Origin of the sequence: Rhodococcus sp. WB9, assembly GCF_007558985.1 — a bacterium.
Taxonomy (GTDB): Bacteria; Actinomycetota; Actinomycetes; order Mycobacteriales; family Mycobacteriaceae; genus Rhodococcus_F; species Rhodococcus_F opacus.
Genome location: NZ_CP041769.1, coordinates 5881640 through 5899251 on the forward strand (window position 1 = coordinate 5881640; position 17612 = coordinate 5899251).

Below are 17612 nucleotides of genomic sequence, written 5' to 3' on the forward strand. Positions count from 1 at the left end.
TCAGGGTATTCTCAACCTCCGCGCGCCGGAACAGTTTCAGGGAACTCTCAGCGATTATCGGATGCTGTTCTGTCCCACGGGAATTCGATCACCTTGTTCGGTGCGCCAGAATTCCCAGCCGTCGTGGGTTTCGATGTCTCCGCTGATGTGACTGGCAACGGCGGTCGCCGCGGTCGTGGGGTCGGGAAACCGGCGGCCCTGCATCGGACCGCGCATGATCTCCAGAGTCTGCGTGTCGGGGTCGAACCGTCCGACCAGCCGATAACCCTCGAAGTCGGCCACGACCTCGAGGCGGGTATCGATCAGTTCCTCCAACACCGCGGTCGCTTTGGCCGGCTTCTTCCGGGCGGAGGTGCGCGCGGCGGCGTCGGCGCGCAACGTGGCCGCCGTCGTGGCGCGTTGCGCGTCGCTGTAGCGGCTGGGGTCTTTCTCCCCCGCCAGCCCGAGAAGATCCCAGCGCCCGCGACCGTGCGCGACCCGGCTCAGCGGAATCGCGTGATGTCCGGTCCGCGTGCGGCCCGGGGTGTCCATCATCCACAGATCCACCTCGGCGCGGATGTCATCGGCCACCTCGGACGAGGGCACGACGAAGAACTCCTCCGGCGAACTCGCGAGATCCACGAACACCCAGAACTGCGAGCCGGTGTCGTCGTCGTCGAGCGATTCGTCCTGTTTGCGGGCCTGCCAGTCACCGCTGAGCTTGGAGCGCACCCGCACGATGCAGCTCGTGCCGTCGTCGCCCCAGACCTGGACGGGGTTACGTCGCGAGTGGGTGAGCCGGACTGCCTTGCCGCCCCGTTCCACGACATCGGCGATGAAAGCCTGGATTCCCCGGCTGGCGGTGTCTTCCACTGTCTACGTGTCCGTCCCTGATTCTGCGTCCCGTACGCAGGTGGAGAGAGGTGTGGCGACGGGTTTGCGCAGCACGACTCGGCGTTCTTCCCCTCACCTTACGTGCCGAGCCCGGCGCACGGTGACTACCCGACCGCGCGGGCCGCTTCCGCCGCCTCGGCGAAGAACCACGACAGCACCAGGGCACCGGGGTCCACGACGCCGCGCGCCGCCTCCCCGATGTAGCTGGCCCGGCCGCGCCGCGCGGTGATGTCCGCGGTCGCCTCGGCGCCACGTGCGGCGGCGTCCGCGGCCTCGGCCAGACCTGCGGCCGGACTCTTCCCGGCCGGGGCGGCCGATTCGAGGGCAGCGACGGCCGGGTCGATGGCGTCGATCATCGTCTTGTCTCCGGGCTGCGCCCCGCCGAGTTCCTGGATCGTATCGAGGCCCGCCCGTGCCGCGGCGGCGATCGCCTTCAGATCCAGACCGTGCGGTGCGCCGGCGGCCACCCGGTAGAACTGCCGGAACCAGACACCGAACAGCGCGCCCGACGTGCCGCCCGCGTGACCGAGATAGGCGTCGGACAGTGACTCGAACACCGTCGGCGGGGAGTAGCTGTCGCGGATCCTGGGAACGTCGACGTGGTCGAGTGCAGCCGCCATGTTGGTGCCGAAGTCCCCGTCGCCTGCGCGGCGGTCGAGGTCGGTGAGGTTCGCCTCCTCGGCAAGCACCTTCTCCACGAACGCGCCGATCCACGCGCCCACCGCCGCACGGCCCAGCGTGTCGGCGGTGCCGGACACCTCCGGCTCGTCCTCACCGGAGGCGACGTTCGACCGGAAGCGCACCTCGGATTCGTCTGCGATGCCGCGGAATTCACCGGCCGGGGCGTTGGGCCATCCCGGTGCGGCGGTCGGTGCGTCCCACAGGTCGAGAAGCTGGTCGTCGCAGCGCACCAGTGTGATGGACGCGCCGTCCATGTCGAGGGCGGTGACGAAGCTGCCGACCAGCGAGCGCCGGATCACCACACCCCGCTCCGCGAGGTGGTCGGCGAGCTCACCGAACAGCAGTTGCAGCTCCAGCGGATGCGCCGCGCCGAGCCCGTTGACGATCGCGATCACCGGCTCGCCCCGCTCCGCGCCGAGCGAGGCGAGCACGGGGTCGGTGAGCCGGCGGACCAGTTCGGCCGCCCCCATCGCGTCGACCCGCTCGGTTCCGCGTTCGCCGTGGATGCCGATCCCGAGTTCGATCTGCCCGTCGGGGAGGTCGAACGACGGCGAGTCCGCCCCCGGGACCGTGCACGCTCTCAACGCGACCGCCATGCTGCGGGAATTCCGGGCGGTGCGTCGCCCGAACTCCGCGACGGTGGCGAGGTCGTCTCCGCGCTCGGCCGAAGCGCCGCAGATCTTCTCGACCGCGATCGTGGCCGCGGTGCCGCGACGTCCGGGCCCGTCCTCCTGTTCGGAGGCGACGTCGTCGTCGACGAGCACGTGCTCGACCGTGATGCCGTCCTCCGCCGCCAGTTCGCCGGCGATGCGGAAGTTGAGGACGTCGCCGGTGTAGTTCTTCACGATGTGCACGACGCCGCCGCGCGCGTCCACGGCCCGGGTGGCGGCCCGCACCTGCAGTGCATTGGGCGAACTGAAGATGAGGCCGGGGCAAGCTCCGGTGAGCATGCCCCGGCCGACGAACCCGGCGTGCAACGGTTCGTGCCCGGACCCGCCGCCCGACAGCAACGCGACCTGCCCGGCCGGCAACGGTTCCCGCCGTGTGAGATAACCCGGTTCCGGATGCCATTCGAGATCGTCGGTGGTGGCGACGGCCCCGCGGAGCGCGTCGACGACGAAGGACTTGGGCGAGTTCAGGAACTGTGGGTGCGCCATGCTCCCAGGCTAAGCGTCCGTATGTGAGTGCCGCGGCGTGCCTGAGGACACTTTGCCACTCACGTGGGAGGCGGCGGCCAGTGCTTCCTCGAACTCCCGCCGGCCCGACTGCGATCCGAGCAGCAGCGCGAGCCGGGTCAGGAATCCCTCACGGTCCGATTCGCCCGCCTGGTCGAGCGCCTCGGACAGTCCCATCCACACGTTCTCGCGCAGCAGTTCGTCCGGCGTCGCCGTCGTCTCCGTGTGCGTGGGGACGACGCCCAGCGCGGGGGCGGTTGCCGTTTTCAGGTGGTCGCGGACGTCGCCGAGCAGCGACAGGTCCCGGACCCGGCACAGGACGAGTCCGTCCGGGCGAATGACGAAGCACTCACCCGCGGACGCGCCGAGGGCCTGCGCCAACGCGCCGTCGGGGTCGTCGAGGACCATCAGGTCGGCCGCCCCGTCCACCGCCGCCCCCGGTGCCGGGACGACGACCGCCCGCACCGATTCCGGCGACAGCGCCATTGCGAGCGCGGACGCATGTGCGGCGACCATCCGAGCACCGGCCGGGTCGACTCCGACACCGAGCACCGCGAAACCCGTTCCCCGGACACGGTTCAGCGAAGACTCCACCGACCCGTCGGCGGTGGCGACGCGGACGCGCCGGTCCTCCATCGGATCCCCGGGCAGCACGCCGGTGGTCCCCTCGGCCACCGGCCACGTGAGCGGCGACAGGTGCGCGTGCGTCGCACTCGACTGCCGCGGGTTGACGAGGTGACCGAACTCCGGACGGGTCGTGGCCAGCGCCAGCACCGCGTCGCGGGTGGTGCGGTAGCCGTGGCTGCCGGGCGACATGATGAGCGTCGACTTGCCCGCGTTGTCGACGTTCTGCTGCCAGGCGGCGCGCCGTTCGACCGAATACGCCTGCAGGAGAGACTCATCCGCGGTCCCGTGGACGACGGCGGCCAGTGTCCAGGCCAGGGTCTCGGCGTCCTCCATGCCGGAGTTCAGCCCGCGGACTCCGAAGATCGGCACCAGGTGGGCGGCGTCCCCTGCGAACAGGATGCGACCGTGCGTGAAGTCGTCCAGCGCGAGCGCGTGCGCGCGGTAGAAGCCGTGCCATTCGAGGGTCCACGGCACGTCGTTCTCGAGCCAGTCGAGGTGCCGGGTGATCCGGTCGCGGATGCGGTCTTCCTGTGTCTCGAGTTCGGCGTCGTCGGCGCTGTCGAGTTGGTAGTCGATGCGCCAGATGTCGCGGGGCTGCTGATGCATGATGATCGTCGAGCCGGGGTTGCTCGGCGGGTCGAACCACACCATCCGCTCGGCGGGCAGCGTCGATTCCCAGTGGATGTCGGCGATGACGTAATTACCCTGATAGCTGTTTCCCTGCAACCGGATTCCGGCGAGTTCACGCATCCGGCTGCGACCGCCGTCGGCGGCCACCACCCAGCGCGCACGCAGGCGGCGCGCACCGAACGCGGTGTCGACGTCGAGCGTCACGTCCTCGTCCGACCGCAGCACCCCGGCGACGCTCGACGACCAGTGGAACGTGATCAGCGGGTGCGCGAGCAATGTGTCCGTCATGATCTGCTCGATCTCGGACTGCGACACGTTGACCATGGGCCCGCGGACGTCATGGTCGCCGTGCGCCATCTCGAAGTGCAGCACCGGCTCGTCGCGGTAGAAGCTGCGCCCACCCACCCAGGGGAGCACGATCTTCTCGAGTTCAGGCCCGAAGCCGAGCCGGGCGGCCACCTCGAGGCTGTGCCGGGAGATACAAATGGCGCGGCTGCCGAACGACACCTGGTCGGCGGCCTCGAGCACGGCGACGGGGATGCCGCGCTGCGCGAGGCCGAGCGCCACGCCCATGCCGACCGGTCCCGCGCCCACGACGACGACGGGCAGGGCCTCGTCGGTTGCACCGGTCGACGCGAACTCCGTCGCCGGGTACTTCTGTGGCTGAAAGTAGGTGGACATGTCAGGCGGCCTCCGCTTCCCGGCGCTTGGTGGTGGTTTCCGGCAACAGCAGGATCGAGACGAGACTGACCACGGCGATCACCACGAAGTAGGCGGTGACGGCCGTCGAGGTGCCGAACGCTTCGAACAGCCACGTCGCCATGAACGGTGCGAGCCCACCGCCGAGGATGGCGCCGATCTGGTAGCCGAGAGACGCACCGCTGTAGCGGATGTGGGCGGGGAAGAGTTCCGCGAACAGTGCCGACTGCGGCCCCGCGGTGGTGCCGAGCACCGCCGCCATCACGATCATCGCGATCAGCATGACGGGGATCGACGCCGTGTCGATGAGCGGGAAGAACACCGCGGCCACGATCACGAGCGCGATCGAACTCCACGTGTACACGCGGCGCCGGCCGAGCACATCCGACTTCCAGGCCGACACGGCCATGCCCGCCATCCAGACCGGGCACGCGACGATCAGCAGTGTGAGCATGGTGGCGCGGCTGTATCCGAGTTCCTTGGTGCCGTACGTCAGGACGTACACCATGAACACGTAGGCGATGCCGTTGGTCGCGATGAACGTGCCGGCCGCGAGCAGCACCGTCCGCCAGTTGCGGGTCAGCACTTCGACGATCGGCATCTTCACGATCGTGTCGCTCTCCTTGGCCTCCGCGAACGCCGGGGACTCGAAGACGCCGAGGCGAATCCACATCGCGACGCCGACGAGCACGGCGCTCATCAGGAACGGCACCCGCCAGCCCCACGTCTGGAACGCGTCGTCGGACAGCAACTGGGTGACGGCGAGGAACACGACGTTCGCCATGATCACTCCGGCCGGAACGCCCATCTGCGGTGCCGCGCCGTACAGGCCGCGCTTGCCTTCCGGGGCATGTTCGGTGGCCATGAGCACCGCGCCGCCCCATTCGCCGCCGACGCCGATGCCCTGGACGAACCGCAACGCCACCAGCAGGATGGGTGCGGCCACCCCGATGGCCTCGAAGTTCGGGAGCAGGCCGATGCCGACGGTCGCGGCGCCCATCATGGTCAGCGACAGCACCAGCATCGATTTGCGTCCGATGCGGTCACCGAAGTGCCCCATGACGACACCGCCGATCGGGCGGGCGATGAAGCCGACCGCGAACGTGGCGAATGCGGCGAGGGTTCCGGCGAACGTCGACGCGCCGGGGAAGAACTGCGGTCCGATCACCAGGGCTGCGGCGGTGCCGTAGATGAAGAAGTCGTACCACTCGATCGCGGTACCGACGAAGCTCGACAGGACTGCCCTGCGTGCTTCCTTGTGAGACACCGGCGGTGTCGCCTCGGTGATTGCCGTCATCGTCTGCCTTCCCGGTTCTGCTGCGCGCGCACTCATCGCGCTACCGGAAAACAATGACCCGACTCACATACATCTGAAAAGCGGGACTATCCCCACATGAATTGCAGAAAAACCGTGGAAGGCGTGAATGCGCAGCTCAGGGTGTGACGAACCGGATGAATGCCCGCGCGACCCGGCTCAGCGTCGCCTCCTGATGCCACGCCACCACCACGGCCACCGACGCCGGTTTCGGGTCGGCGATCGGTTTCACGACGACGGGCAGCCCCTCGTACGTGACATCCACCCGGGGACGCTGCAGCAGCAGCGTCCACCCCAGACCGCGTCCGACGAAGGCCCGCGCCGTCTCGAAGTTCGCGGTCCGATACGCCACCCGGGGCGCGAATCCGGCCTCCCGGCAGACGTCCATCGCATGGTTGGTGCTCGGTGGCGCGTCCAGCAGCACCATCGGGTGCTCGGCCAGATCCGCGAGCCGCACCGGCCCGTCGACACCCGCCAGCGGATGCTCCGCCCCGAGCACCACCATCGGCTCGCGGGTCATGAGCGGCACGGTCTGCCACTCCGGGGAGAGGTCGAGGTCGTAGACGATGGCGACGTCCAGTTCGCCGCCCTCGAGCTGCGTCCGCAACCGGTTCTGGGTGTCTTCCCGGAACTCCACGGACGCCCGCGGGTACTCCGCGGTGAACGCGTACAACATCGACGGCAGGATCGTCGGGCCGAGCGCCGGGTAGCAGCCGACGGCGATCGGCCCCGCCACGACACCGCCCTCCCCGGATGCGTCGGCCTGCAACTCCCCCGCCTGCTGCAACAGGGCACGCGCCCGCGACAGCACCGCCTCCCCCGTCGGGGTCAGCTGCACACCGCGGGCCCGCCGGCGCACACACAACTGCGCCTTCAGTGCCTTCTCCAGGTCCGTCACCGCCGCGGACAACGCCGACTGCGACAGGTGCATCCGCTCGGCCGCACCACTGATCGTCCCGGTCTCCGCGACCGCCACGAACGCTGCCAGCTGGCGCATCGTGTACACGGGGACGTTGTCGGGGCGGGGCATGCAAGAACGGTAGCGCGGAAAATTCAGCGTCCGGTGGCCGCCGGGACCTGCGCGAGCACCTCCCGGGTGGCGGCGACCAGCCGCGCGAGCCACGCGTCCGTGCCGACGGCTCGCCGGAGCGGCTCGTTGGGGAGTTCGATGCTCACCGGCAGGCCCGCCGGCAACGTCGACCAGATGTCGGCGAGCGGGATGCCGCCCGACCCCGGCACCAGCCGCTCTTCGCGCGCCTGACGGATCAGTTCGGCGTCGTCCGTGGGCGCAGGCACCGAGCCGTCGCACATCTGGGCGTAGTGCAGCCACTCCCGAGGGATCGCCGCCAGGTCGTCGAGCGTGGTGCTCGACCGTCCGACGTGCAGCCCGTCCACCAGCACGCTGCGCGCCGGCCCGTCGGCCTGCGACACGATCTCGACCGCGGTGGCCGCGTCGGGCACGGCCGTCCACGGCATGAACTCGAGGCTCGCGACGATGCCGCACTGCGCGCACAGTTCCGCGAGCCGGGCGTAGGAGTCGGTGAGCCGGGAACGGTCGCGGTCGTCGCCGCCGACGAGCACGGCCTTCGCACCGAGGCGTGCGCCCGCCTCGAGCAGCGGAACGTACGACTTCGGGTCGAAATCGGCTCCCAGCCGGATGATTTCGAGGTCGAACACCTCGATTGGCGAATCGTCGAGACGACGGATCAGCGCGTCGAGGGCGGCGTCGTCCTCGTGCAGCGGGTAGGCGGTGGTGCCGGGCGCGGCCGGCAGCAGCCGGATGCCGATGGTGTCGAAGCCGTGCTTCTCGGCGAGGTCCACCTGCTGCAGCGGCGCGGTGTCGAGCACGGTGAGTGCGGCAAGGCCGAGTGGGGCGGTCATCGCAGATCTCCGGTCGTCGAGGCGAGGCGACGACCGGTGAGGTAGCCGAAAGTCATGGCCGGACCGAGGTTGATGCCGCCCGACGGGTAGTGGCCGCCCATGACGCTGGACTGGTCGACCCCGACGGCGAACAGCCCGTCGATCGGCTGGTCGTCGTCGTTCAGCACCCGGGACGCCCTGTCGGTGACCAGACCGGCGAACGTGCCGAAGCTGCCGGGGACCACCTTCACCGCGTAGAACGGGCCTTCTTCGAGCGGTGCGAGGGAGGCGTTGGGCCACGGATTGTCGGCGTCCCCGGACCCGACGGTGAACGGGGTGGTGCCACGACCGAACTCGGGGTCGACGCCGTCGCGGGCGCCCTCGTTGAACGCTGCGACCGTCTTCTCCAGGCCGTCGGGGTCGACGCCGATCTTCTCGGCCAGCTCGCGCACCGTGCGGCCGCGGGTGAGGTAGCCGGACTTCAGGTACGGCCACGTGGGGATCGGCAGCGGCTTGGCCATGCCGAGCGGGAAGTACCGCAGGTACCGCTGGTCGGCGATCAACCAGGAGCAGACCTCGTCGCCGTCGGGAACCTCTTCGACCATCGCAAGAGTGTAGTCGTGGTAGCCGAGGGCCTCGTTGACGAAGCGGCGACCGTCGGCGAGAACGCCGATGGCGCCGGGTTTTCCGCGGTCGAGGATGTGCGGGAACACGCCCTCCTTGCCGTTGCGGTACCGGATGATCGACACCGGGCAGTACGCCACCGGCGATGCGACCGAGCGGTCGAGTCGGCCGCCGACCGACTCGCCGAGGGTGATGCCGTCGCCGGTGGTCGTGGACGGGGTGAGGGTCCAGTGTTCACGGCCCGTGGGTGTGCGGGGAAAGAGTTCGCGGCGCCGGTCGACGTCGCGACTGAAGCCGCCCGTCGCGAGGACGACTCCGCGGCGGGCGGACACGGAGTAGGCCCCGTCCGGGCCCTCCAGCCGGACACCGGTGACGGTGCCCGCGGAGTCGGTGGTCAGCGCGGTGGCCGCCGTGCTCACGCGGATCTCGACGCCGGCGTCGAGCGCCGACCGCAGCAGCCGGCCGACGAGCGCGGTGCCGTTGACGAGTTGCTGGCCGCGGCGTGTGGTGGCGAGGTCGAGCAGGTGCGTGGACACCCTGCGGGCGCAGTGCACGAATGCCTTCGCCGAACGCGTCGAGTGCAGGAAAGCCTGGAGGTCCGGGCCGGCCATGATGCCCATGCCGAGGAACGACGTCTCGTAGAGCTGCCGCCGGAGCAGCGCCGCGACGTCGGGGCCGAGCTTCCGGAGGCTCACCGGCTTCGGCCCGACGGAGCGGTGTCCCGTGCCCGCACCCGGAGTGTCGCCGTGGATGTCGGCGATCTTCGCGCCCGGAACGAATTGCAAGGCCGTCTTCTTCTCGAAGAACTCGACCATCTCGGGTGCGCCGTCGAGCAGGGCGTCGACCTTGGCGGCGTCGAAGTTCTCGCCGAGTCGGTGCTCAAGATAGGTGCGCGGCAGCGAGCGGTCCTCGTTCACGCCGTCGGCCTGCGCGAACAGGTTCCGCGGCGTCCACATCCAGCCACCGGACCACGCCGTCGCGCCGCCGCACGTGTCCGCCTTCTCGACGACGAGGACGGAGGCTCCCCCGTCGGCTGCGGCCACGGCGGCGGACAGACCGCCCGCTCCGGAGCCGATGACGACGACGTCGTAGGTGGCGATGGTGTGTTCGGGGGTCATAGCGTCTCCTGAGCGGATGTCGTTGCGAAAGTCGTTGCGGGCGTGAGGTCGACGACCCGGCCGGTGCGCGAAGACTCGTAGATCGCCGCGATGATCGCCAGCGAGGCGCGCGCGTCACGTCCGGTGACGGCAGGCTCGCGACCGGTCAGGACGGCGTCCGCGAAATCCTGCACCTGGAGTGTGTGGAAGTCGGCGAGTCCGGCATTGACTTCTGTGACGTCGAGATTGGCACGGACGTCGGCTGGGAACGGGGCACGGAACTCCACTTCGCCGGGGACCGTCCAGATCTCGTTGACGCCCTCCCGGCCCTCCGGGAACTCCAGGACGCTCGCAATCGCACCGGTCTGCCCTATCACGGTGACCCGGTTGCCGAGGTTGTGGTTGGCGCCGGTGGTCGCGGTGACGGAAGCCGTGCCGCCCGACGCGAACGAGACGACGGCGGACGCGCTGTCCTCGGTCTCGATGTGGTCGCCGTGTGTGTGGGTGCGGATGAAGCCGCTCACCGACACGGCCTCACCCATGAACCACTGGAGCATGTCGATCTGGTGGACGGCCTGCGTCATCAGGACACCGCCGCCGTCGGTGTCCCACCGTCCGCGCCACTCGTCGGCGGAGTAGTAGGACGACGGACGGTGGAGAAGCACCGACGCCTCACCGAGCACCGGAATGCCGATCCGTCCGTCGTCGATGGCCGTCCTGATCCGCCGTGCGGCCGGCCAGAACCGGCGCTGGAACAGCACACCGAACGTGATGCCCGCGCGGTCGGCGGCCGCGATCATCCGGTCGGCCGCGGCGACGTCGACCGCGATCGGCTTCTCGCACAGCACATGGATCCCGGCCTCCGCCGCAGCGACGACCGCCTGCTCGTGCACCGGATGCGGGGTGCAGACGGTGCACGCATCGAGGCCGAGGGCGATCAACTCCTCCACCGAACCGACGGCCCGCGCGATGTCATGCGCGGATGCGAACTCACGGGCGCGGTCGACGTCGGGGTCGCAGCACCCGACCACCTCGACGCCGGGCACCTGCTGCAGCGCCCGGGCGTGGTTGCCGGCGATCTTTCCGCAACCGACGATGCCGGTACGTAGTGCCATCAGTAGCGCTCCTCGGTTTCGACGTCCCTGGCCGCGGACTCGCCGCGGTCGAGACGGTTCAGGGCGTCGACGTCCGCGGCGGTGAGCCGCACGTCGAGGGCGGCCAGGTTCTCGGCCTGGCGCGCGGGATTCGCGGATCTCGCGACCGGCACGACACCCTGCGCGAAGTGCCAGGCCAGGACCACCTGCGCGGGGGTGCGGTCGAGGCGCCGGGCGATGTCGGTGACCACGGGCGAGTCGAGCACCTCGCCGCGGCCCAGCGGGCTCCACGACTGCGTGGACACGCCGAGTTCGTCGTTCGCGCGCCGGACGGGCAGCCGGGCGAGCGAGGGGTCCATCTGGATCTGGTTGACTGCCGGCGCTTCTCCGGTTTCGGTGACGACGCGACGCAGGTGCGTCTCCAGGAAATTGGAGACGCCGACGTAGCGGACGAGGCCGGCGTCGCGGCACGCGAGCATCGCCTCGAACGCCGCCACGTACCTGTCGTGGCGGGGCAGCGGCCAGTGGATGAGGAACAGGTCGAGCCGATCGAGTCCCAGATTCTTCAGGCTGCGCTCGACCGCGCCGCGGATGTCACCCGACACGTGATCGCTCCCCCGCAGTTTCGTGGTGACGAACAGCTCCTCGCGGGGCAGTCCGCACTCCGCGAGCGCCACACCCACAGCGTCCTCGTTGTCATAGATCGTGGCGGTGTCGACGAGCCGGTAGCCGGCCTCGATACCGGACAGCACGGCCCGGGTGGCGTCCGGGCCGGTCAGTGGCCAGGTCCCGAGACCGAGGGGCGGGATGTCCATCATGCGCTGACCTCCTCGCGAGCATCGGCGGCCGCGGTGATCTTCGCGGCGACGTCGGCTGCGGTGACGAGAGCGGCGTGGATGGAGCCGCCATCGCCACTCGCGTCACCGACCGTGTGGACGCCGAGTCGCGGTGCCAGCGCCCGCACTGAGGCGAGCAGGTCGGTGCGCGGCTCGACGCCGTGCGAGATCAGCAGTTCACCGGGAGCGTCCACCACCCGCTCGTCCCCGGCGGTCGAGATCACCACCCGGTCTTCCTCGATCCGCGTCACGATCGACGACAGATGGGTGGTGAGGTTCGCACTCGCCGCGAGCCGCGGCAGCAGCACGATCTTGCCGCGTCGGCCGACATCGTGGGCGATCGTCTCCTGCGGGCCGATCATGACCACCTTCGTGCCGTGCTGGAGCAGGTCGTCGGCGACCGCGGCCGCTTCCCGGTCGGCGCCGAAGATCGTGATTGCCGCGGGCGCAGGGTCTCCGGATTCCAGGAACTCGCGGACGTCGCGGACCCTCCGGGTGTCGACCCCGGGGAGGTCGACGTCGGGTCCGCGGCCGCCCGTCGCGAGCACGACGGCGTCGTAGTCGAGCTCCGCCAGTGCGGCGGCGTCGACCCGCGTGCCGGTGTGGCAGGTGATGTCGAGGCCGGCGATCTCGGCGACGTACCAGTCGACGATCCGTGCGTACTCGGGGTACTCGTGCAGTTGGGAGGCCAGCGCGAAATCGCCACCGAGACTGCCGCGTTCGTCGTACAGGTCGATGCGGTGCCCGGCGAGCGCGAGGTCGCGGGCGGCCGCCATCCCCGACGGGCCACCGCCGACGACGGCGACACGCACCGCCACGTCCGCCGACTTCGACGGCTGCTCGCGCTCGCGGCCCACCCACGGATTGACCGAGCACGGAACGGGTCCGGCGGCGAGGCTGTCGATGCAGTAGTTGCAGGCGATGCAGGGCCGGTACCGGCCGCCGTCCAGCGCGCGGTTCGGGAAGTCCGGGTCCGCATGCAGGGTGCGGGCCATGCTGACGAAGTCGGCCTGCCCGGATTCGATGATCTGCGCCGCGACCTCGGGTGAGCTGATCCGGCCTGCGACCCCGACGGGGAGGTCGAAGTCCTGAGTGTACTGCTCGGAGAACGGGGCGAGGAGCCCGCGCGGCCACTCGCCGGGTTGGATGATCCACTGCCCGGATTCGTAGTTACCGGCGGAGACGTCGAGGAAGTCGAGCCGGTCGGTGGCGATCGCGTCGATCCGGGCGCGGGTCGTCTCCGCGTCGAGACCGCCGTCGACGGCCTCGAACGCCGAGAATCGCAGTCCGAGAGCGATACCCGGTGCCATCGCGCGCACAGCGTCGATCACCTTGTTGACGAACAGTGCCGGATCGGCCCACTCGTCGTCGCGGTGGTTGTACGCCGGCGAGAGAAACTGGTGGATCAGATAGCCGTGACCGCCGTGCAGCGAGATCACGTCGACCCCGGCCTGCTGACAGCGCGCGGCGGCCTCACCGAAGCATTCGATGATGTGCTCGATGTCGTCGCCGTCGAGTTGCTCGGGCATTTCGCCGCCGACCACCGCGCACGGGATCGGTGACGGTGCGACGGGGACGAATCCGCTGACGGAACCCTGCGCGGTGCGGCCGCCGTGATTGAGTTCGACGCCGACAAGGGCACCCTGCGCATGAATCGCCTCGGCCATCTTCGCGATGCCCGGGATGCGTTCGTCGACGTCCACACCCATCTGCCGGACACGGCCCTTGCCGTCGGCCCGCACGTAGCTGGCCTCGGTGAAGACGAGCGCTGCGCCGCCCGCCGCACGGCGCTCGAGGTACTTGATGTACTCGTCGGTCATCGTGCCGTCGACCTCGCAGTAGTTGCGCTCCATCGGCGCCGACACGAAGCGGTTGCGCAGTCGTACGTTACCCAGGTCGAGTGGTGCGGCGAACGGACGCGCGGTCATCGGGACTCCTCGAGAACGGTCGGGGCGCACTGATCGGCGAGCAGTTCGCCGAGGTGACGTCGCATGCGGTCAGGGTCGGGCGTGACCCCGGTGAGGAGGGCGAACGTGTCGGCCGCCTGAGCGACGAGCATCTGACCGCCGTCGAGCACGTCGCAGCCGAGAGCGGTTGCTGCCGCGACGAGTTCGGTCCGCAGGGGGCGGTAGACGATGTCGGCGACCCACAGTCCGGGATGGAGCGCGCCGGTGTCGAACGGCGTTCCCGGATGTCCGACCATGCCGATCGGGGAGGCGTTGACGACGCCGTCGCAGTGCTCCAGGTTCGCTTCGATCGCGTCGGGGGGGATGGCCGTGACCCGCGTCTGTGGGAAGGCCGCCGCGAGGCGCGCGCAGACGTCCGCTGCACGGGCCGGGTCGAGGTCGGCGATCCGCAGGTCCGTCACTCCGGCGGCGGCGAGCGCGTAGGCGACGGCCGAACCGGCACCGCCCGCACCGGCGAGGACGACGCGGCCGAGCGCGGCATCGGGCAGTCCCCGGCGCAGCGCCGCGAGGAATCCGCTGTGGTCGGTGTTATGACCGATCAGCCGCCCGTCACGGACGACGACGGTGTTGACGGCACCGAGAAGTCGCGCGTTGTCGGATAATTCGTCGAGGGAGTCGACGACCACCTGCTTGCACGGGTGGGTGACGTTGAGTCCGGTGCAACCCGCTGCGACGGCCTGCCGCAGCGTGTCGCCGGAACTGTCGACGGGGATGCCCTCCGCCGCGACATCGATCAGGTCGTAGCGGTAGTCGGTCAGGCCGAGGGCGGCGGCCTCGTGTTCGTGCAGCGCCGGCGACAGGGACGTGGCGATCCCTGCCCCGACGAGGCGGATCCGGTGCCGGGTGGATACGGGGTGCATGACAATCTCCTGCAGTGAAGGGCGGGCCGTTCAGGCGTCGTTGCGGACGAGCGTCTGGTGCCGGGCGCCGACCGTCGTCGTGCCGGGTTCGCCGAGCTGCTCGGTGGGGGTGCGGTAGGTCTCGGGACCGGTGAGTGCGGCGACCGACGACAGCAGCGCGAAGCCCAGGCACATCCAGGCGACCGGGGTCCAGTTCGCGGTGTCGCCCGCCGACAGCCACTGCGCGATGGCCGGGGTGAAGCCGGCGACCAGAAGTCCGAGCATCAGGCTCACGGCCATTCCGGTGTACCGGACCTTGGCGGGGAACTGCTCGGGGAAGTACGCCGGGTACACGCCGTTGGGCATCGCGTAGAACAGGCCGATCAGAACGATGCCGGCTGCGAACACCATCGGCGCGCTGCCCGTTCCGATCGCGTGGAAGAACACGAACACCATGCCGGCGGCACCGACGGCGCCCGTCACGAACACCGGTTTGCGGCCGATCCGGTCGGCGAGCATTCCGAACAGCGGCTGGGTGAGGACCGCGACGAAGTTGGCGACGGCGATGGCCCACAGCATCGTGGAGCGTTCGAGCCCGGCGACCTGCACGGCGTACGCCAGCGCGAAGACGTTGACGATGGTGTTGATCATCGCGAACGTCGCGCTGAGGCTGATGCGGATCACGGTGCGCCAGTGCGAGCGGAACATCTCGACGACGGGGATGCCCGCCGTGTCGTCGTGTTCCTTCAGCTCTTCGAAGACCTCCGGCTCGTCGAGCTTGCGACGCAGCCAGACCGCAACACCCGTCACGAAGATGCTGAGCAGGAAGGGCACACGCCAGCCCCACGAGTAGAGCGCGTCGTCGGGCAGCGCGGCCACGGGAATGAACACCAGGCTCGAGATGACGATGCCGAACATGATGCCGCTCATGGTGAACGAGGTGTAGAACGAGCGACGGTTGTCCGGTGCGTGTTCGAGCGTCAACGCGGAGGACCCGGGCGATTCGCCGCCGGCCGACAGGCCCTGCAGCAACCGCAGGAGCACCAGGATGATGGGCGCGGCGATACCGATCTGGTCGTACGTGGGCAGGCAGCCGACGACCACGGTCGCGATACCCATGAGCAGGAGGCACGCCAGCAGCGAATTCTTGCGCCCGTATCGATCCCCGAGATGTCCCCACAGCACTGCGCCGAGTGGACGCGCGATGTACGCCACACCGAGCGTGCCGATCGACAGCAGGGTCGCCGTGGCTCCTCCGCCCGGGAAGAAGATCCGCGGGAAGACCAGCGCTGCCGCGGACCCGTAGATGAAGAAGTCGTAGTACTCGAGCGTGCTGCCGAGGAATCCCGAGACGGCGGCCCGGCGGGCGTTCTCGTTCGGTTGTCCCCCGGTGTCGCGAGTAGACGTGCTTGCCATGGTGTTCCTTTCGTCCCAGGGATCCGGTGCGCCGCAAGGCTTCTTCGAGGGTGACCCACCTCACACGAAGTTCCGGACCGTGACGAGCGTGTCATGGCGGACTATGCGCAGTCCAGCGCAAAAAAAGTCTTAGATATAGACCGAAAATGTCCTAATCGGGCGTCGGGAGAATGTTCTCCGATACCGTGAGGGCCACCCGGAGCGCGTCGGAGACCCGACGCGGGGACCAGGCGAGTCCGTGGTTCATGTAGATCGGCTCGCCGGTGAGCGGCACGAACACCGTGCCCGGGGGCGTGAGCGCGGCAATACCCGACGTCATGAGCGCCACGCCGACACCCGTCGCCACCAGCATCAGGATCATGTACGGGTCGGTGATCTCCTGCACCACGCGGGGACGGAATCCCGCATCGACACAGGCCCGCATCGCGACCTCCTGCAATGCCGAGCCTGCCGACAGCGGTGTCGTGACGAACCCGTCTTCGGCGAGGTCGCGCAAGTCGATCTCCGGCTCCGAGGCGAGCGGGTGGTCCGCCGGGAGCACCGCCCCGAACGGCTCGCGGCGGATCAACCGGGTGGACACCGAGGCGGTCTCCACGGGAAGTCCGACGAACGCGAGATCGAGTGCGCCACTGTCGAGTTGAGTGATGGCGTCGCGGGTCATGATGCGTCCGACGAGGGTGAGTTCGATGTCGGGGTAGCGCTGCCGGAGTGCACGGGTGAGCGGGGGCAGCGACAGGTGATTGAGCACGCCCGTGAAGCCGATCTTGATGCGGCCGTACACGCCCCCGGCGGACGCGCGGGTGGCCTGCCGCGCGATGTCGACACTCTCGAGAATGCGGTAGGCGTGCGGCAGGAACGTGTGGCCGGCCGACGTCAGGGCCACACTGCGGGTGCTCCGCTCGAACAACGGCACGCCGATGTCCTTCTCGAGTTTGCGCACCGTCTGACTCAGCGGCGACTGGGCCATCTGGAGCCGCGCGGCGGCCCTGCCGAAATGCAGTTCTTCGGCGACGGCGACGAACGCTTGCAGCCAGCGAATCTCCATCGGATTCCCTTCGGCGAGTTTGATGTGTGTGGCTCAGCCCATATATTCCAATTCGTACACAGTGCGAAACCGATCATTCCGATTTCGCACATAGAACAAGACTAATGCGCACACAGTCGCGAGGAGAAACCACCATGGCCACGTATCCCGAGGGCGCGACCGCGCTCGTCACCGGCGGAGCGAGCGGAATCGGTGCGGCGTGCGCGAAACGCCTCGCCGGCGCCGGGGTCCGCGTCGTCACCGCCGACGTCGCCGCTGGGGCCGACGAGCACCTCGACGTCACCGACGCCGACGCCGTCGAGAAGCTCGCCGCCCGGCTCGGCCGTGTCGACATCCTCGTCAACAGCGCCGGTGTCGTGGGACCGTCCGCTCCCCTGGTGGACGTCGACCTCGAGGACTGGCGCCGCACGTTCCGCATCAACGTCGACGGGACGTTCCTCCTCTGCCGCGCGTTCGTGCCGGCCATGGCCGACGCCGGCTGGGGGCGGGTCGTGAATCTGGCGAGCATCGCGGCGAAGGATGGAAATCCCAACCAGAGCGCCTACTCGGCGTCGAAGGCCGCCGTGATCGCGCTGACGAAATCACTCGGCAAGGAGGTCGCGCAAACCGGTGTCCTGGCCAACGTGGTGGCGCCCGCTGCAGTGGAGAGCCCGATGAATGCCGGCACCGACCCGGCGATCCTCGCGCGGTCGCAGAGCCTGACCCCGATGGCCCGGATGGGACGGCCCGAGGAGATCGCCGAACTCGTCGCATGGCTGTGCTCGGAAGCGCTCAGCTTCTCGACCGGCGCCGTCTACGACGCCAGCGGTGGCAGGGCGTCGTACTAGCGGGACA

14 protein-coding genes are annotated in these 17612 nt (G+C 69.4%); 1 reads left to right on the plus strand and 13 read right to left on the minus strand.

What is annotated here, in order from left to right; genetic code table 11:
• Nucleotides 1–54: 54 nt before the first annotated feature.
• The 13 genes from FND50_RS27410 to FND50_RS27470 form a co-directional block, all read right to left on the minus strand.
• Nucleotides 55–852 (minus strand): hypothetical protein, encoded by a 798-nt coding sequence (locus FND50_RS27410; protein WP_144287794.1) that lies wholly within the window; start codon nucleotides 850–852, stop codon nucleotides 55–57.
• A gap of 125 nt (nucleotides 853–977) precedes the next feature.
• Nucleotides 978–2711, minus strand: a complete 1734-nt coding sequence (locus FND50_RS27415; protein WP_144287795.1) for a dihydroxyacetone kinase family protein — start codon at nucleotides 2709–2711, stop codon at nucleotides 978–980.
• Between the two features lie 9 nt (nucleotides 2712–2720).
• Nucleotides 2721–4667: an FAD-dependent monooxygenase gene (locus tag FND50_RS27420; protein WP_144287796.1), complete on the minus strand. Its 1947-nt coding sequence runs from the start codon at nucleotides 4665–4667 to the stop codon at nucleotides 2721–2723.
• Between the two features lies 1 nt (nucleotide 4668).
• Nucleotides 4669–5982, minus strand: a complete 1314-nt coding sequence (locus FND50_RS27425; protein ID WP_144287797.1) for an MFS transporter — start codon at nucleotides 5980–5982, stop codon at nucleotides 4669–4671.
• A 136-nt stretch (nucleotides 5983–6118) separates the two neighbouring features.
• On the minus strand, nucleotides 6119–7030 hold the full coding sequence (locus FND50_RS27430) for a LysR substrate-binding domain-containing protein (RefSeq protein WP_005253940.1): 912 nt from the start codon (nucleotides 7028–7030) through the stop codon (nucleotides 6119–6121).
• Between the two features lie 23 nt (nucleotides 7031–7053).
• Nucleotides 7054–7881: a sugar phosphate isomerase/epimerase gene (locus tag FND50_RS27435; RefSeq protein ID WP_144287798.1), complete on the minus strand. Its 828-nt coding sequence runs from the start codon at nucleotides 7879–7881 to the stop codon at nucleotides 7054–7056.
• Entirely contained in the window at nucleotides 7878–9602 is a 1725-nt protein-coding gene (locus FND50_RS27440) for an FAD-dependent oxidoreductase (RefSeq protein ID WP_144287799.1), read from the minus strand. The genes FND50_RS27435 and FND50_RS27440 overlap by 4 nt, the downstream gene beginning before the upstream one ends.
• Entirely contained in the window at nucleotides 9599–10696 is a 1098-nt protein-coding gene (locus FND50_RS27445; protein ID WP_144287800.1) for a Gfo/Idh/MocA family protein, read from the minus strand. Before FND50_RS27445 ends, FND50_RS27440 begins: the two co-directional genes overlap by 4 nt.
• A complete protein-coding gene (locus FND50_RS27450) occupies nucleotides 10696–11493 on the minus strand; it encodes an aldo/keto reductase (protein WP_144287801.1) in 798 nt (265 codons plus the stop codon). Before FND50_RS27450 ends, FND50_RS27445 begins: the two co-directional genes overlap by 1 nt.
• Entirely contained in the window at nucleotides 11490–13439 is a 1950-nt protein-coding gene (locus FND50_RS27455) for an FAD-dependent oxidoreductase (RefSeq protein WP_144287802.1), read from the minus strand. The genes FND50_RS27450 and FND50_RS27455 overlap by 4 nt, the downstream gene beginning before the upstream one ends.
• The gene (locus tag FND50_RS27460) at nucleotides 13436–14338 is read right to left on the minus strand and encodes a shikimate dehydrogenase (protein ID WP_144287803.1); all 903 of its coding nucleotides are present in this window, start codon (nucleotides 14336–14338) and stop codon (nucleotides 13436–13438) included. The genes FND50_RS27455 and FND50_RS27460 overlap by 4 nt, the downstream gene beginning before the upstream one ends.
• Before the next feature lie 30 nt (nucleotides 14339–14368).
• Nucleotides 14369–15733, minus strand: coding sequence for an MFS transporter (locus tag FND50_RS27465; protein WP_144287804.1), 1365 nt, complete (start codon nucleotides 15731–15733; stop codon nucleotides 14369–14371).
• 151 nt (nucleotides 15734–15884) lie between these two features.
• Nucleotides 15885–16778, minus strand: a complete 894-nt coding sequence (locus FND50_RS27470) for a LysR family transcriptional regulator (RefSeq protein WP_144287805.1) — start codon at nucleotides 16776–16778, stop codon at nucleotides 15885–15887.
• A 134-nt stretch (nucleotides 16779–16912) separates the two neighbouring features.
• Here FND50_RS27470 and FND50_RS27475 point away from each other — a divergent pair, with 134 nt between their 5' ends.
• Nucleotides 16913–17605 (plus strand): SDR family NAD(P)-dependent oxidoreductase, encoded by a 693-nt coding sequence (locus tag FND50_RS27475; protein WP_144287806.1) that lies wholly within the window; start codon nucleotides 16913–16915, stop codon nucleotides 17603–17605.
• Nucleotides 17606–17612: the final 7 nt, after the last annotated feature.

What these genes read in the sequence shown, in the direction of transcription:
- FND50_RS27430 (WP_005253940.1), bottom strand. Translation starts at nt 7,030, where the DNA reads ATGCCCCGCCCCGACAACGTCCCCGTGTACACGATGCGCCAGCTGGCA.
- FND50_RS27420 (WP_144287796.1), bottom strand. Translation starts at nt 4,667, where the DNA reads ATGTCCACCTACTTTCAGCCACAGAAGTACCCGGCGACGGAGTTCGCG.
- FND50_RS27470 (WP_144287805.1), bottom strand. Translation starts at nt 16,778, where the DNA reads ATGGAGATTCGCTGGCTGCAAGCGTTCGTCGCCGTCGCCGAAGAACTG.
- FND50_RS27440 (WP_144287799.1), bottom strand. Translation starts at nt 9,602, where the DNA reads ATGACCCCCGAACACACCATCGCCACCTACGACGTCGTCGTCATCGGC.
- FND50_RS27455 (WP_144287802.1), bottom strand. Translation starts at nt 13,439, where the DNA reads ATGACCGCGCGTCCGTTCGCCGCACCACTCGACCTGGGTAACGTACGA.
- FND50_RS27425 (WP_144287797.1), bottom strand. Translation starts at nt 5,982, where the DNA reads ATGACGGCAATCACCGAGGCGACACCGCCGGTGTCTCACAAGGAAGCA.
- FND50_RS27450 (WP_144287801.1), bottom strand. Translation starts at nt 11,493, where the DNA reads ATGATGGACATCCCGCCCCTCGGTCTCGGGACCTGGCCACTGACCGGC.
- FND50_RS27465 (WP_144287804.1), bottom strand. Translation starts at nt 15,733, where the DNA reads ATGGCAAGCACGTCTACTCGCGACACCGGGGGACAACCGAACGAGAAC.
- FND50_RS27475 (WP_144287806.1), top strand. Translation starts at nt 16,913, where the DNA reads ATGGCCACGTATCCCGAGGGCGCGACCGCGCTCGTCACCGGCGGAGCG.
- FND50_RS27460 (WP_144287803.1), bottom strand. Translation starts at nt 14,338, where the DNA reads ATGCACCCCGTATCCACCCGGCACCGGATCCGCCTCGTCGGGGCAGGG.
- FND50_RS27415 (WP_144287795.1), bottom strand. Translation starts at nt 2,711, where the DNA reads ATGGCGCACCCACAGTTCCTGAACTCGCCCAAGTCCTTCGTCGTCGAC.
- FND50_RS27445 (WP_144287800.1), bottom strand. Translation starts at nt 10,696, where the DNA reads ATGGCACTACGTACCGGCATCGTCGGTTGCGGAAAGATCGCCGGCAAC.
- FND50_RS27435 (WP_144287798.1), bottom strand. Translation starts at nt 7,881, where the DNA reads ATGACCGCCCCACTCGGCCTTGCCGCACTCACCGTGCTCGACACCGCG.